Consider the following 14,948-nt stretch of genomic DNA (forward strand, 5'->3'; position numbering starts at 1 on the left):
CCAGGGTATGCGTGCGGTGGACCGCCCGAGGCCAGACGAGGGCCCCACCCGGCGTAGCGTTCCGTACATGAGACTCGGTGTCCTCGACGTGGGGTCGAACACGGTGCATCTGCTCGTGGTCGACGCCCACCCCGGCGCGCGCCCGCTGCCCGCGCACTCGCACAAGACCGACCTGCGCCTTGCCCAACTCCTCGACCCGGCCGGGGCGATCGGCCCCGAGGGCGTCGAACGGCTGGTCTCCATCATCCGGGAGGCGATGGAGGCGGCCGAGGACAAGGGTGTCGAGGAAGTGCTGCCGTTCGCCACCTCCGCCGTGCGCGAGGCGACCAACGCCGACGAGGTGCTCGCCCGCGTCAGGGACGAGACCGGCGTCGACCTCCAGGTCCTGTCCGGCGAGGAGGAGGCGAGACTGACCTTCCTGGCCGTGCGGCGCTGGTTCGGCTGGTCCGCGGGCAAGCTGCTCGTCCTCGACATCGGCGGCGGCTCGCTGGAGATCGCGTACGGCATCGACGAGGAACCGGACGCCGCGGTCAGCCTGCCGCTCGGCGCGGGACGCCTGACCGCGGGCTGGCTGCCCGTGGACCCGGCGGACCCCTCCGACGTGAAGGCCCTGCGGCGCCATGTGCGCGCCCAGATCGCCCGCACGGTGGGGGAGTTCAGCCGCTTCGGCGCCCCCGACCACGTCGTGGCGACGTCGAAGACGTTCAAGCAGCTCGCCCGCCTCGCCGGTGCCGCGCGCTCGGCCGAGGGGCTCTACGTCCAGCGCGAGCTCAAGCGGAAGTCCCTGGAGGACTGGGTGCCACAGCTCGCCGCGATGACCGCGCAGGAGCGCGCGGAGCTGCCGGGCGTCTCCGAGGGACGGGCCGGACAGCTGCTCGCGGGGGCGCTCGTCGCGGAGGGCGCGATGGACCTCTTCGGCGTCGAGACGCTGGAGATCTGCCCGTGGGCACTGCGCGAGGGCGTCATCCTGCGCAGGCTGGACCACCTGCCGGAGGCGTAGCGGAGGAGCGGGGCGCGTGCCACGAGCGGGGTGCGACGGCTTCTGAGCAGGGTGTTGGGAGGTCACCTCCCCGGCGCCCGGACGGGGCCCGTACGCTGTCCCTCGTGGCAGAACCAGTGGTGCGCGTCCCGGATGCGAAGGTCGCCCTGTCGACGGCCTCCGTCTATCCGGAGTCGACGGCGACGGCCTTCGAGATCGCCGCGCGTCTGGGCTACGACGGCGTCGAGGTCATGGTCTGGACCGACCCCGTCAGCCAGGACATCGAGGCCCTGCGCAGGCTGAGCGACTACCACCGGATCCCGATCCTGGCCGTGCACGCGCCCTGCCTGCTGATCACCCAGCGCGTCTGGTCCACGGACCCCTGGGTCAAGCTCCAGCGCGCGAAGGCCGCCGCCGAGAAGCTGGACGCCTCGGCCGTCGTCGTGCACCCGCCCTTCCGCTGGCAGCGGCAGTACGCGCGCGACTTCGTCGACGGCATCTGGCGCATGGCCGACGAGACGGACGTGCGGTTCGCCGTCGAGAACATGTACCCCTGGCGCTACCGCGACCGCGAGATGCTCGCCTACGCCCCCGACTGGGACGTCACCCAGGACGACTACCGCCACTTCACCGTCGACCTCTCGCACACCGCGACCGCCCGCACGGACGCGATGGACATGATCGACCGCATGGGCGACCGCCTCGCGCACGTCCACCTCGCCGACGGCAAGGGCTCCGGCAAGGACGAGCACCTGGTCCCCGGCCGCGGCACCCAGCCCTGCGCCGAGCTCCTGGAGCGCCTCGCCACCACCGGCTTCGACGGGCACGTCGTCATCGAGGTCAACACGCGGCGCGCGATGTCCAGCGCCGAACGCGAGGCCGATCTCGCCGAGGCGCTCGCCTTCACCCGGCTGCACCTCGCCTCCGCGGTGCGGGTGCCCCGCTCATGACCCCCGGCGCGCCGTCCGGGCCCCCGGCCCCGCGCCGCAGGGGACGCCCCTCCCGTACGCAGTCGGAGAACGGCCCCGCGACGCGCGACCGCATCCTGGACGCGGCCCGCGAGGAGTTCTCCGAACGGGGGTACGAGAAGACGTCCGTGCGCGGCATCGCCAAGGCCGCCGGGGTGGACTCCGCACTCGTGCACCACTACTTCGGCACCAAGGAGCAGGTCTTCGAGGCGGCCGTCACGATCGCCTTCGCGCCCGCGCTGGAAGCGCCCGCCGCGATCGAGGAGGGCCCGCTGGAGGGGGTCGGCGAGCGCCTGACCCGCTTCATCCTCGGCGTCTGGGAGAACCCCGCGACGCGCGTCCCGCTGCTCGCCATCGTGCGCTCCGCGGTCAACAACGAAACGGCCGCCGCGGTCTTCCGGCGGCTCATCGCCACCCAGCTCCTGGGCCGGATCGCGCGCCGCCTGGAGGTGCCGGACGCCCAGCTGCGGGCCGAGCTCGCGGCCGCGCAGCTGGTGGGCGTCGCCATGCTGCGGTACGTGATCAAGGCCGAGCCACTGGCGTCGGCGGACCCGGAGCTGCTCGTGGCGCGGGTGGCGCCGGTGGTGCAGGGGCATCTGACCGGGCCCTGACGCGTCCTGTTCGCGCGCCGGGTGGTCGCTCACCGAGACACCCGTCCCGCCATCCGGACGGCCTGTCCAGATCCTGGAGCGGCGGCGTACGCTCGGCAGCAAGTCTTACCCTGCCTCGAAGGTCCCACCAGGGACCCCTGAAGGAGCGAGCGACGATGCCCGAGCTGAGGTCCCGTACCGTCACCCACGGCCGCAACATGGCGGGCGCCCGCGCCCTTATGCGCGCCTCCGGTGTACCCGGGGCCGACATCGGGCGGAAGCCGATCATCGCCGTCGCCAACTCCTTCACGGAGTTCGTGCCCGGCCACACCCACCTCCAGCCGGTCGGCCGCATCGTCTCCGACGCGATCCGCGAGGCCGGCGGCATCCCGCGCGAGTTCAACACGATCGCCGTGGACGACGGCATCGCGATGGGCCACGGCGGCATGCTGTACTCCCTGCCCTCGCGCGACCTGATCGCCGACTCGGTCGAGTACATGGTCGAGGCCCACTGCGCCGACGCCCTGATCTGCATCTCCAACTGCGACAAGATCACCCCCGGCATGCTGATGGCGGCCCTGCGCCTCAACATCCCCACCGTCTTCGTCTCCGGCGGCCCGATGGAGGCCGGCAAGGCCACCCTCGTGGACGGCACGGTCCGCAAGCTCGACCTGGTCAACGCGATCAGCGACGCGGTCGACGAGAGCATCTCGGACGAGGACATCCTCCGTATCGAGGAGAACGCCTGCCCGACCTGCGGCTCCTGTTCCGGCATGTTCACCGCCAACTCGATGAACTGCCTGACCGAGGCCATCGGCCTCTCGCTGCCCGGCAACGGCTCGGTCCTCGCCACGCACACCGCCCGCAAGGAGCTGTACGAGCGCGCGGGCCGGACGGTCGTCGACATCACCAGGCGCTACTACGACGGCGACGACGCCACCGTCCTGCCGCGCAACATCGCCACGCACGCCGCCTTCGAGAACGCCATGGCCCTCGACATCGCCATGGGCGGCTCCACCAACACGATCCTGCACCTGCTGGCCGCCGCCCGGGAGGCCGAGGTCGGCTACGACCTCTCCGACATCGACGCCGTCTCGCGCCGCGTCCCCTGCCTGGCCAAGGTCGCCCCGAACGCGGCGCCCACCACGACGTACTACATGGAGGACGTGCACCGCGCCGGCGGCATCCCCGCGCTCCTCGGCGAGCTCTACCGCGGCGGCCTGCTCAACGAGGACGTGCACACCGTCCACTCGCCCTCGGTCAAGGAGTGGCTGGACGCCTGGGACATCCGCTCCGGCTCCGCCTCCGACGAGGCGGTCGAGCTGTGGCACGCGGCGCCCGGCTGCAAGCGCTCCGCCGAGGCCTTCTCGCAGTCCGAGCGCTGGGACACCCTCGACACGGACGCGGCGAACGGCTGCATCCGCGACGTCGCCCACGCCTACTCCAAGGACGGCGGCCTCGGCGTCCTCAAGGGCAACATCGCCGTGGACGGCTGCGTGGTGAAGACCGCGGGCGTCGACGAGTCGATCTGGACGTTCGAGGGCCCCGCGGTCGTCTGCGAGTCGCAGGAGGAGGCCGTCGAGAAGATCCTCAACAAGCAGGTCACGGCGGGCGACGTCGTCGTCATCCGCTACGAGGGCCCCAAGGGCGGCCCCGGCATGCAGGAGATGCTCTACCCGACCTCCTTCCTCAAGGGCCGCGGCCTCGGCAAGACCTGCGCCCTGGTCACCGACGGCCGCTTCTCCGGCGGTACGTCGGGCCTGTCGATCGGCCACGCCTCGCCCGAGGCGGCGTCCGGCGGCACGATCGCGCTGGTCGAGGACGGCGACCGGATCCGCATCGACATCCCGGGCCGCTCGATCGAACTCCTCGTGTCCGACGAGGAACTGGCCGCCCGCCGCGCCGCCCTCGGCGGTGTGTACGCGCCGAAGGCCCGCGAGCGCAAGGTCTCCGCGGCCCTGCGCGCGTACGCGGCGATGGCGACCAGCGCCGACAAGGGCGCGGTCCGGGACGTGTCGAAGCTGGGCTGACCCCGAAGGGTTCACGGGAACCTTTGTGCGGCGCGGGTGCGTCCTTGGTGTGAGCGACATGCCGAGGGCGGCCCGCGTCGCCCGTTACGGGGGGAGAGCACGGTGAGCGAGAACGTCATTGCGCCGCAGGACACGGCGGGGACGGCCGAGGCCGTCGAGGCCACGGCGGCCAGGACCTACGCGGTGGTGGCGGACGTCAACGTCCGGTCGGGCCCCGGCACCTCGTACCGCACGGTCGGCCGCCTGCGCGCCGGCGCCCGCGTCACCATCCAGTGCCAGAAGCCGGGCGAGACGGTCACGGGCCCGACGGGCACGTCGAAGCTGTGGGACCGCATCGGCAGCGGCCGCTACATCTCGGACACGTACGTCCGTACGGGCAGCGACGGGTACGTGGCGCCGCGCTGCTGAGGTCCACAGGGTGGGGAAGCCGCCGGGACCGGTGCGTCAGCCGGCCTTCGGCGGCTTCGTCGCGTCGAAGGCGAACACCGTGTTCGTGGCGGCCGCCACGACCACCACGCTCCCGGCCACGCTCACGCGCGCGCTGGCGTTCGTCTCGCCCGCGAGGCCCTCGGCCCGCGGGTTCGTCGTCCACCGCGGCTCGCCCCCGCGCGCGGCGAGCGCGACGACCCGGCCGCTGGCCGAGCTGAAGTAGAGATTCCCGTCGCCGGCGCCGCCCACCGGCCCCGAGACGCCCTCCACACCGGTCTGCCGGGACCACTTCTTGCGCCCGTTCGCCGGGTCGAAGGCCGTGACCATGCCGGTCTGCCCGCTCACGAAGACCGTGCCGTCCACCAGGCCCGGCGTCCCCGCGTACGTCTTCGGCAGCCGGGAGTACGTGACCTTCTGCGTGTCCTGGTCCACCCGCATCACGCCGTCGTAGCCGATCGTTTCGAGCCGCCGCTCGTCCCGGTGCAGGAGGACGAGGCCGCCGTCGGCGGTGCCGAGCGGCTGGGCGGGGCCCTTGAGGGCGACGGCCTTGCCGAGCCGCCCCGAGGCGAGGTCGACGACGTGCAGGGTGGAGTGGCGCACCTCGTTCGCCGACAGCTCGGCGGCCGGCGCGCACATCGCGTAGAGGCGGGGGCCCGCGGGGACCGGGGCGCACTGCGTGCCCGAGGGGAACGGCTGCTTCCAGGCGACCGAGCCGCTGTGCGCGCGCCGGGCCTCCAAGCGGGTGTTCGACGCGTCGACCGTCACGACCGTCGAGCCGACGACCACGGCGTCCTGCGTACGCCCGGTCACGGCCGTCGACTGGGCGCCCGACGGCACCGACCACAGCTCGTCGCCCTTGTCCGCGTCGACGGCGACCACTTCGGTGGCCGGGTCGCCCGGCGCGTCCTCGGCCGCGAAGCGGTAGCCGAGCACCGTGTCGTCGGTGGCGCCCACCAGGTGCATGCCCTGCACCGGGATGCCGGGGCTCTTCTCCGTCCAGACCCGGGAGCCGTCGGAGAGCCGGAGCCGTGTCGCCACGACCCCGCCGCCCCCGCAGAACAGCGCGTCGCCCCGCGTCACGCAGCGCAGCTCGTCCGAGAGGTCCTCGCGGCCGCCCTTGACGGTCTTGCGCCACGGCGCGAAGCCGCCCGGCAGCCGCGCCCCGGCCGCCGCGATGTCGTGGCCCCGGTCGCCCCCGCCGTCCGAGTCGCCGGCCCGCATCACCGCGACCCCGCCGCCGATCGCGGCCACGGCCACGGCGGCGGCGAGCACCGGGCGCCAGCGGCGGCGCAGGCGGCCGCCCATCAGGGTGCCCGGGTCGGAGCCGGGGGCGGTGCCGTCGGCCGAACCGGCGGGCGCGGGCGAGGCGACCGGCGCCGGGGTGTCGTCGTCCGCCGACAGATGGTGCTGCGTGTCCGTCTCGCGCGTGCTGCGCCCGGCCGCCGCGGGCCCCGCCGCGCCGCCCAGGTCGGCGGGCAGGTCCCGCAGCCGTACGAGCAGCTCATCCGCCGAGGGCCGGTCGTCCGGCGTCTTCGCCAGACACGGCTCGACCACCTGCCGCAGCTTGTCCGGCACCATGTCCAGCGCGGGCGCCTCGTGCACCACTTGATACGCCGTCATGTACGGGCTGTCCGCGTCGAAGGGCCCCTGACCCGTCGCCGCGTACACCAGCAGCGTGCCCAGCGAGAAGACGTCGGAGCGCGGCCCGACCCCGCGCGGTGCCTGCAACTGCTCGGGCGACATGAACGGCGGCGTGCCGATCACCCGCCCCGTCATCGTCAGCGTCTGCTGGTCCGCCGCGCGCGAGATGCCGAAGTCGATGACGCGGGGGCCCTCCGAGGAGAGGACCACGTTCGACGGCTTGAGGTCGCGGTGGACGACGCCCGCGCGGTGGATGTCGCGCAGCGCCTCCGTGAGCCCGATGGCCAGTGTGCGCAGCTCGGCACCGCCGATGGGGCCCTGCTTGGCGATGCGCTGGGCGAGGGTGGGGCCCTCGATGTACGCGGTGGCCATCCAGGGGTGCTCGGCCTCGGGGTCGGCGTCGATCACGGCCGCCGTGAAGGCGCCGCTGACCCGCCGGGCCGCGGCCACCTCCTGCCGGAACCGGATCCGGAACTCGTCGTCGTCCGCGAACTGCTGGTGGATCAGCTTGATCGCGACCGGGCGCCCCGATGCCGTACGTGCCAGGAAGACCGTGCCCATGCCGCCCGAGCCGAGGCGGGCCTCCAGCGGGTAGCCGCCGATCTCCTCAGGGTCTCCTCCGCGGAGCGACACTCGCACCGACCTCCCCCGTGTTCCCCGGTTGCGCATCAGTCCCGGTTACGCCTTACGCAGCCCAAACTAGCTGCCGGGCCGGGCGGCCTGGCAAGGCGGGGGACGAATAGGGCGTGCCGTCGCGCCCGGGGGCGACGGTCCGTCCGCCCCGGCAGGCGATAATCAAACGGTGAGCGAAGAATCCGGCACCCAAGGCCCCACCGGCACGTCCGGCACCACCGGTGTGTCCGGCTCCACCGGTGTGTCCGCCTCTACCGACACCTCCGGCCCCACGGGCACCTCTGGTCCCACGGGCACCTCCGGCCCCACCGACACCTCAGGCACCGCGCCCGGCCCGCAGCCCGAGCCGCTCCGTTTCTTCGGGACGACCTGGCTCGACCACGACGGCGGCTACGGAGCCCGCCGCGCCGGTGTCGCCGTCGGCTCCCTGCTCGCGGCGGCCGCCGGCTGCTTCGTGCTGCGCTTCGCCTACGAGGGCCTGACCATCGCGAACGTGGGCACGTTCGTGAACCTCCTCGTCGTCGTGATGTTCGCGATCTGCAGCGCCCTCGCCTTCCGCCGCACCTGGGAGGGGTTCACCCGCCGCCACGACCCGGCGTCCCAGGCCTCCATGCGCGGCCTGCTGACGATCGGCTTCATCGGCAGCCTCCTCGCCTACTTCTTCCGCTCCCTGACCGAGGCCCCCGGCGAGAAGCTGCACCGCGACGAGTACGAGACGGCACGCGAGCAGTACGAGAAGCGCACGGCACGCCGCACGGGCAACCCCTCCAAGAAGAAGCGCAAGCGCTGACCCGGCGCCACGGCCTTTCGCCGACCGGTGCCGCGAGGCCACGATGACCGCATGACCCCTGCGCCCGCCCCGTCCCGCGCCCACTCCTTCAACGCCGCCGCCGCCCGCTACGCCGCGTACCGCCCCTCCTATCCGCCCGCCCTCTTCGACGCCGTCGAACGCCTCGCGGGCCGCCCCCTCACCGGCGCCCGCGTCGTCGACGTGGGCGCCGGCACCGGCATCGCCAGCGCCCTCCTCGTCGACCGGGGCGCCGACGTCGTCGCCGTCGAACCCGGCCAGGGCATGGCCGAGCAGTTCCGCCGCACCCTGCCGCGCACCCCTCTCGTACGCGGCGACGGCAACGCCCTGCCCCTGGCCGACGCCTGCGCCGACCTCCTCACCTACGCCCAGGCCTGGCACTGGACCGACCAGGAACGCTCCGTGCCCGAGGCCCTGCGCGTGCTGCGCCCCGGCGGCGCCCTCGCCCTGTGGTGGAACGTCCAGGACCCCGAGACGTCGTGGTTCGACGCCCAGACCGCACGCGTCGCCCGCTTCCTCGGCATGGAGGACGACGCCCGCCACACCGCCGACCGCACCAGCAGGCTGACGACCGCCCTGGACTTCCGCCGCGACCGCGTCCGCTGGAGCCGCAGCGTCCCCCTGGACACCCACCTCGCCAACCTCGGCACGCACTCGGCGTTCCTGGTCCTCGGCGAGGAACGCACCGCGGCCTTCCTCGCCGAGGAGCGCGCCGAACTGCTCCAGGTCTTCCCGGACGCGGTGGTCGAGGAGCGCTACGTCGTCGACCTGCTGGTCGCGATCCGCCCCGCCTGATCCTCGTCCGCCCCCTCGTCCGCCCCCTCCTTCGCCGACTGCGGCTCGCGGCGCTGGACCCACCCCTCCAGCGCCGCCGCGCACGCGTGGTCGACATGGCGCAGCCCCGCGAGGTCGAGCCGCACCCGCCGGTCGACCGGCAGCGCCTCCAACGCGTCCAGCAGCTTGGGCAACCGCAGGAAGGTGGCGTTGCCGATCACGCGGACGACCAGGCCCGCCGCGCCCCGGTCCACGGTCTCGACGTGCACATGGCTGATGTCCCACGCCGTCTTGCCGACCGCGAGCGCCAGCCCGATCAGCACGCCCTCGAAGAGGTTGGTCCCGACGATCGCCACGGCCGTCACCCCGAGCACCACCGCCTCGCCTCGGTGCTCCCGCCACAACGGCACCAGCTCCCGCACGGGAATGAGCTTGCACCCCGCGTGCACCAGCAGCCCCGCCAGCGCCGCCACCGGAATCAGCCCGAGCGCCGCGGGCAGCGCGGCCGCGAAGAGCAGCAGCCACACCCCGTGCAGCACCCGCGACGCCTTGGTCCGCGCCCCGGCCCGCACGTTCGCCGCGCTGCGTACGATCACGGCGGTCATCGGCAGCGCGCCGAGCAGCCCGCACACCGCGTTCCCCGTGCCCTGCGCGATCAGCTCCTTGTCGTAGTCCGTGCGCCGCCCCTGGTGCAGCCGGTCCACCGCCGCGGCACTGAACAGCGACTCCGCGGACGCGATCAGCGCGAACGCCAGCACGGTCCCGACCACGCCCACTTCCGTCAGCCGCGCGAACTCGCCAGCCCCCGGCGGCCGCACCGCGTCCAGCAGCCCGTGCACCTCGATCCTGCGCACGGGCAGCCGCAGCACCGCCGTGACCGCCGCGGCCAGCACGACCGCGACCAGCGGCGCGGGCAGGAGCCGCGCGGCCGCCCGCCAGCGCGGCCACAGGACGAGCACCAGCACCGTCCCCGCGCCCACGGCGAGCGCGGCGGGCTCGGCGGCCCCCGCGAGCCCGGCAAGACCGGCGATCTTCCCGCCCGCCCCGGCCGGCGCGGCGACGTCCCCCAGCGCGTACAGCTGCCCGGCGATCAGCACGAGCCCGATCCCCGCGAGCATCCCCTGCACCACGGCGACCGACACGGCACGGAACCACCGCCCGAGCCGCAGCGCCCCCAACGCGATCTGCACCAGCCCCGCGGCCAGCACGAGCACCCCGAGCGCGGCGAGCCCATACGCCCGCACCGCCTCGTACACGAGCACCGTCAGCCCGGCCGCGGGCCCGCTGACCTGCAGGCTGCTGCCCGGCAACGCACCGACGACCAGCCCGCCGACGATGCCCGTCACGATGCCGACCTCGGCGGGCACCCCCGACGCGACGGCGACACCGAGACAGAGAGGAAGAGCGACAAGAAAGACGACGAGCGACGCGACGAGATCGGCTCGCGCGGTACGGGGAAGCGGCTTGGCCAAGAAAACGGACAACGGGCACCTCCGGCGATGAACGCGCACGCGTACGTACGCGCTGCGGAAACGGGAGATGCGTGGGTACGGGCGCCGGGGCGGGGGAGTCCGCGACGCTGAAATCCATTGTCACGTACGGCAGTTGATCGCGCAGCGCCCCCGGCCCGTCTCCACGTCCCACCGGAAGCACGGGGTCACACCCACCCGCCCCCTCCACGCGCACGCCCCCTGAACGCGCACCCCAGCGGCGCACCCCCACCCATACGCCCCGAGCACTCACCCCCTTCGTACTCGCTTCCTCGCAACCGCCTCCCCCTTCTCCTCCTCGCACGCACCTCCGGATGTGCGGTTCCTTGACGGGGCGCACCCCCGAGAGGATTATTCATCACATGATGAATAATCGAAGCCCGGCCATCCAGGCCAAGGCCCTGACCGTCGTCCGAGGCCCCCGCACCGTCCTGCGCGGCCTCGACTTCGCCGTCCCCCGAGGACAGATCACCGGCCTCCTCGGCCCCTCCGGCTGCGGCAAGTCCACGCTCATGCGCGCGATCGTCGGCACCCAGGCCAAGGTCACCGGCACCCTGAACGTTCTCGACCACCCCGCCGGCGCCCCCGGCCTCCGCTCCCGCATCGGCTACGTCACCCAGGCCCCCTCCGTCTACGACGACCTCTCCGTCCGCCAGAACCTCGACTACTTCGCCGCTGTCCTCGCCCCAGGCCGCGCCACCGCGACCGCCCGCCGCCGCGACGTCGACCGCGTCCTCGACGACGTCGACCTCGCCTCCCACGCCGACGTCCTGGCCGGCAACCTCTCCGGCGGCCAGCGCAGCCGCGTCTCCCTGGCCGTCGCCCTCCTCGGCACCCCCGAACTCCTCGTCCTCGACGAGCCCACCGTCGGCCTCGACCCCGTCCTGCGCCGCGACCTCTGGCAGCTCTTCCACACCCTCGCCGCCGACCGCGGCGCCACGATCCTCGTCTCCTCCCACGTCATGGACGAGGCAGAACGCTGCCACCGCCTCCTCCTCATGCGCGAGGGCGAACTCCTCGCCGACGACACCCCCGACGCCCTGCGCACCCGCACCCACTCCGACACGGTCGAAGAGGCCTTCCTCCACCTCGTCGACCAGGCCGCCGAAACCCCCAGCCCAGCCAGGAGCCCCCGATGAGCGCCTACCGCACCTTCGCCACCGCGGCCCGCGTCCTGCGCCAGCTCCGCCACGACCCGCGCTCCATCGCGCTGATGCTCCTGGTCCCCTGCGTGATGCTGCTGCTCCTCCGCTATGTGTTCGACGGCAGCCCGCGCACCTTCGACTCCATCGGCGCCTCGCTGCTCGGCATCTTCCCCCTCATCACGATGTTCCTGGTGACCTCGATCGCCACCCTCCGCGAACGCACCTCCGGCACCCTCGAACGCCTCCTCGCCATGCCCCTCGCCAAAGGCGACCTCATCGCCGGATACGCCCTCGCCTTCGGCGCCCTCGCGGTCGTCCAGTCGGTCCTCGCCACCGGCCTCGCCCTGTGGGCCCTCGGCCTGGACGTCACCGGCTCCGCCTGGCTGCTCCTCCTGGTCGCCCTGCTCGACGCCCTGCTCGGCACCGCACTCGGCCTCTTCGTCTCGGCCTTCGCCGCCTCCGAGTTCCAGGCCGTCCAGTTCATGCCGGCGGTGATCTTCCCCCAGCTGCTCCTCTGCGGCCTGTTCGCACCGCGCTCCGAGATGCAGCCGGTCCTCGAATCGATCTCCGACGTCCTCCCCATGTCGTATGCCGTCGACGGCATGAACGAAGTCCTCCGCCACCCCGACATCACCGGCGCCTTCGTGCGCGACGCCGTCATCGTCGCCGCCTGCGCGGTGCTGGTGCTGTGCCTGGGCGCCGCGACCCTGCGCCGCCGCACGCCGTGACCGGCGGCCCACCCACGTCCGCCCCGGCCCGCCCACCCGGAGTCCGCCCACCGGACAGCCCCACTGCCCCCGGAATCCCAGTGCGAGGATGGCCTCCGAACGACGCACCCCCGGAGGCCCCCGCTCATGAGCAGCAAGACGAGCCAGAAAGTCGCAGTCCTCGGCACCGGAAAGATCGGTGAAGCCCTGCTCAGCGGCATGATCCGCGGCGGCTGGGCGCCGACCGACCTCCTGGTCACCACCCGCCGCCAGGAGCGCGCCGACGAACTCCGCACCCGCTATGGCGTCACGCCCGTCAGCAACGCCGAGGCCGCCAAGCAGGCCGACACCCTGATCCTCGCCTGCAAGCCGCAGGACATGACCAAGCTGCTCGACGAGCTCGCCCCGCACGTCACCCCCGACCGCCTGATCGTCAGCGCCGCCGCGGGCATCACCACCGCCTTCATCGAAGAGCGCCTGGCCGAGGGCACCCCGGTCGTCCGCGTCATGCCGAACACTCCCGTCCTCGTCGACGAGGGCATGTCCGTCATCTCGGCCGGCAGCCACGCCTCCGCCGCCGCGCTCTCCCACGCGGAGGACATCTTCGGCGCCGTCGGCAAGACGCTGCGCGTCCCCGAGACCCAGCAGGACGCCTGCACCGCGCTGTCCGGATCGGGCCCCGCCTACTTCTATTTCCTGGTCGAGGCCATGACCGACGCGGGCATCCTGCTCGGCCTGCCCCGCGACAAGGCCCACGACCTGATCGTCCAGGCGGCGGTCGGCGCGTCCGTCATGCTCCGCGACAGCGGCGAGCACCCGGTGAAGCTCCGCGAGAACGTCACGTCTCCCGCGGGCACGACGATCAACGCCATCCGCGAGCTGGAGAACCACGGGGTGCGCGCGGCCCTCATCGCGGCCCTCGAAGCGGCCCGCGACCGCAGCCGCGAGCTGGCGTCCGGCAACAACAACTGACGCGACCGCCCGCACCAGGGCACGGCCCCGGCGCGGCCCGGCCGTGACGGGAGCACGCACCCCGCCACAGCCGGGCCCGCCCCGGCCGGACCCCGCTCTCCGTCTACCGCGTCTCGCCCACGGGCGGCAGCAGCCCGATCGCCCGATAGGCACCGTCCACCGTCGGCTTGGCCATCTCCCTGGCCCGCTCAGCACCACGCCGCAGCACCTCCTCCACGTACGAGGGATCCGCCACCAGTTCCTTGTGACGGTCCTGTACGGGCCTGAGGAGCTCCACCACGGCCTCGGCGGTGTCCTTCTTCAGTGCGCCGTACGACTCATATACACCGCTCAAGGCCTCCGGGTTCCCTCCGCGGCAGGCGGCGAGGATCTCGAGCAGGTTGGAGACGCCGGGCTTGGCCTCCCGGTCGTACGCGACCTCGCTGCCGCTGTCGGTGACGGCGCGCAGGATCTTCTTCCGCGCCACGTCCGGCTCGTCCAGCAGGTAGACGATCCCCGCGCCGGCCTCGTGGGACTTGCCCATCTTCGACGTCGGGTCCTGCAGGTCCATGACCCGCGCCGCCACCTTGGGCGGCGTGGCCCGCGGCACGACGAAGGTCTGTCCGTACCGCTGGTTGAACCGCACCGCCAGATCCCGCGTCAGCTCGACGTGCTGCGTCTGGTCCTCGCCGACGGGCACTTCGTCGGCGCCATAGGCCAGGATGTCCGCCGCCATCAGCACGGGATAGGTGAGCAGAGACAGCCGTACGCTCCCGCCCCGCGCCCGCTCCCGCACGGACTTCTCCTTGTACTGGATCATCCGCCGCATCTCGCCGTCCGTCGCGACGCACTCCAGCAGATACGAGAGCCGGGCGTGCTCGTCCACATGGCTCTGGACGAAGACCGTGGCCTGCTCGGGATCGATCCCCGACGCGAGCAGCAGCGTCGCCGCCTGCCGACTGAGCCTTCGCACCCGGCCGGGATCGTGGTCCACGGTCAGCGCGTGCAGGTCGACGATGCTGAAGAGCGAGTCGGCCCGGTACTGGTCGACCTCTGCCCACTGCCGGACGGCGCCCAGGTAGTTCCCGAGGGTCAGATGCCCCGTCGGCTTGACCCCGCTGAAGATCCTCGTCATCTCTCCGCCTCCTGATCAGGACCGCCGACCCGACGACCGGGCTTCAGGTCCTCCAGGGGGAGAAACGAGAACGGCCGCCGAGGCGGCGGCCGTTGAGTACATGCGCAAGCGCGGCCGCCGTCAGGCGGCCCACCACAGTTGGGTGTACGCATGTGTAGTCACGCCTCCCAGGGTAGCCCTCCCGGGGCCCTCGCGGTCGGGAGTTGACACTCCCGGGGCGGATACGTAGTGTTCTCCGAGTTGCCCGACGTGAGCGTCGACCAATCAGCACTCGGTCGGTCCCCGGGCAGCCATTCCGCAACAACCATTCAAGCGATCGATGTCGTGCTCTCTTCTGGGCTCCGCTGTCGTCTCGTTTACATGCGTATTTGCGAAATGAGGAATCGGCGTTCGAAAGGACGCCCCCGATTAGGTCGGGAGCCGAGATTCCGCTAAAGTCTCACTCGTCGGAACGGCCCAACAGCCGCGAAGACAAACCTCGCTGACTGGGAGTCAGGCCCGAAAGGATCTGATAGAGTCGGAACCGCCGGAAAGGGAAACGCGAAAGCCGATAGGCCGGAGCGGGAACCGGGAAGGCACCGAGGAAATCGGACACGAAAGAGTCTGATAGAGTCGGAAACGCAAGAACAAAAGAAACACCGAAGGGAAGCGCCCGGAGGAAAGCCCGA

At 72.6% G+C, this 14,948-nt stretch carries 14 protein-coding genes; 10 read left to right on the plus strand and 4 right to left on the minus strand.

The window, feature by feature from the left end; translation table 11 throughout:
• Positions 1-67 precede the first annotated feature (67 nt).
• The 5 genes from AB0L89_RS28155 to AB0L89_RS28175 all read left to right on the plus strand — a co-directional run bounded on the left by AB0L89_RS28155 (position 68) and on the right by AB0L89_RS28175 (position 4,975).
• Positions 68-1,000: a Ppx/GppA phosphatase family protein gene (locus AB0L89_RS28155; protein WP_365146511.1), complete on the plus strand. Its 933-nt coding sequence runs from the start codon at positions 68-70 to the stop codon at positions 998-1,000.
• A gap of 104 nt (positions 1,001-1,104) precedes the next feature.
• On the plus strand, positions 1,105-1,929 hold the full coding sequence (locus tag AB0L89_RS28160) for a sugar phosphate isomerase/epimerase (protein WP_365146514.1): 825 nt from the start codon (positions 1,105-1,107) through the stop codon (positions 1,927-1,929).
• Positions 1,926-2,558, plus strand: a complete 633-nt coding sequence (locus tag AB0L89_RS28165) for a TetR family transcriptional regulator (protein ID WP_365146517.1) — start codon at positions 1,926-1,928, stop codon at positions 2,556-2,558. The genes AB0L89_RS28160 and AB0L89_RS28165 overlap by 4 nt, the downstream gene beginning before the upstream one ends.
• A 155-nt stretch (positions 2,559-2,713) precedes the next feature.
• Positions 2,714-4,567 (plus strand): dihydroxy-acid dehydratase, encoded by a 1,854-nt coding sequence (gene ilvD / locus AB0L89_RS28170; RefSeq protein WP_365146520.1) that lies wholly within the window; start codon positions 2,714-2,716, stop codon positions 4,565-4,567.
• Between the two features lie 183 nt (positions 4,568-4,750).
• Entirely contained in the window at positions 4,751-4,975 is a 225-nt protein-coding gene (locus AB0L89_RS28175) for an SH3 domain-containing protein (protein WP_365146595.1), read from the plus strand.
• A gap of 36 nt (positions 4,976-5,011) precedes the next feature.
• Here the strand turns inward: AB0L89_RS28175 and AB0L89_RS28180 are convergent, their stop codons facing one another.
• Positions 5,012-7,270, minus strand: a complete 2,259-nt coding sequence (locus AB0L89_RS28180) for a protein kinase (RefSeq protein WP_365146523.1) — start codon at positions 7,268-7,270, stop codon at positions 5,012-5,014.
• A 241-nt stretch (positions 7,271-7,511) separates the two neighbouring features.
• Here AB0L89_RS28180 and AB0L89_RS28185 point away from each other — a divergent pair, with 241 nt between their 5' ends.
• Positions 7,512-8,060, plus strand: a complete 549-nt coding sequence (locus tag AB0L89_RS28185) for an EamA/RhaT family transporter (protein WP_365146598.1) — start codon at positions 7,512-7,514, stop codon at positions 8,058-8,060.
• Positions 8,061-8,111: 51 nt separating this feature from the next.
• Positions 8,112-8,873, plus strand: a complete 762-nt coding sequence (locus tag AB0L89_RS28190; protein ID WP_365146526.1) for a class I SAM-dependent methyltransferase — start codon at positions 8,112-8,114, stop codon at positions 8,871-8,873.
• Here the strand turns inward: AB0L89_RS28190 and AB0L89_RS28195 are convergent.
• Complete coding sequence (locus AB0L89_RS28195) at positions 8,834-10,336, minus strand: SulP family inorganic anion transporter (protein ID WP_365146529.1); 1,503 nt, start codon at positions 10,334-10,336, stop codon at positions 8,834-8,836. The genes AB0L89_RS28190 and AB0L89_RS28195 overlap by 40 nt on opposite strands.
• Positions 10,337-10,704: 368 nt before the next feature.
• Between AB0L89_RS28195 and AB0L89_RS28200 the strand changes: the two genes are divergently transcribed.
• The 3 genes from AB0L89_RS28200 (at position 10,705) to proC (ending at position 13,166) form a co-directional block, all read left to right on the plus strand.
• Positions 10,705-11,481, plus strand: coding sequence for an ABC transporter ATP-binding protein (locus AB0L89_RS28200; protein WP_365146532.1), 777 nt, complete (start codon positions 10,705-10,707; stop codon positions 11,479-11,481).
• Positions 11,478-12,215, plus strand: a complete 738-nt coding sequence (locus AB0L89_RS28205; protein ID WP_365146535.1) for an ABC transporter permease — start codon at positions 11,478-11,480, stop codon at positions 12,213-12,215. Before AB0L89_RS28200 ends, AB0L89_RS28205 begins: the two co-directional genes overlap by 4 nt.
• 126 nt (positions 12,216-12,341) lie before the next feature.
• Positions 12,342-13,166 (plus strand): pyrroline-5-carboxylate reductase, encoded by an 825-nt coding sequence (gene proC, locus AB0L89_RS28210; RefSeq protein ID WP_365146538.1) that lies wholly within the window; start codon positions 12,342-12,344, stop codon positions 13,164-13,166.
• Positions 13,167-13,269: 103 nt separating this feature from the next.
• Here proC and trpS read toward each other — a convergent pair whose 3' ends face one another.
• Positions 13,270-14,280: a tryptophan--tRNA ligase gene (gene trpS / locus AB0L89_RS28215; protein WP_365146541.1), complete on the minus strand. Its 1,011-nt coding sequence runs from the start codon at positions 14,278-14,280 to the stop codon at positions 13,270-13,272.
• 439 nt (positions 14,281-14,719) lie between these two features.
• A partial coding sequence (locus tag AB0L89_RS28220; protein ID WP_365146544.1) for a hypothetical protein occupies positions 14,720-14,948 on the minus strand: 229 nt, incomplete at its 5' end.

This window comes from Streptomyces sp. NPDC052114, from assembly GCF_040680155.1.
Taxonomy (GTDB): Bacteria; Actinomycetota; Actinomycetes; order Streptomycetales; family Streptomycetaceae; genus Streptomyces.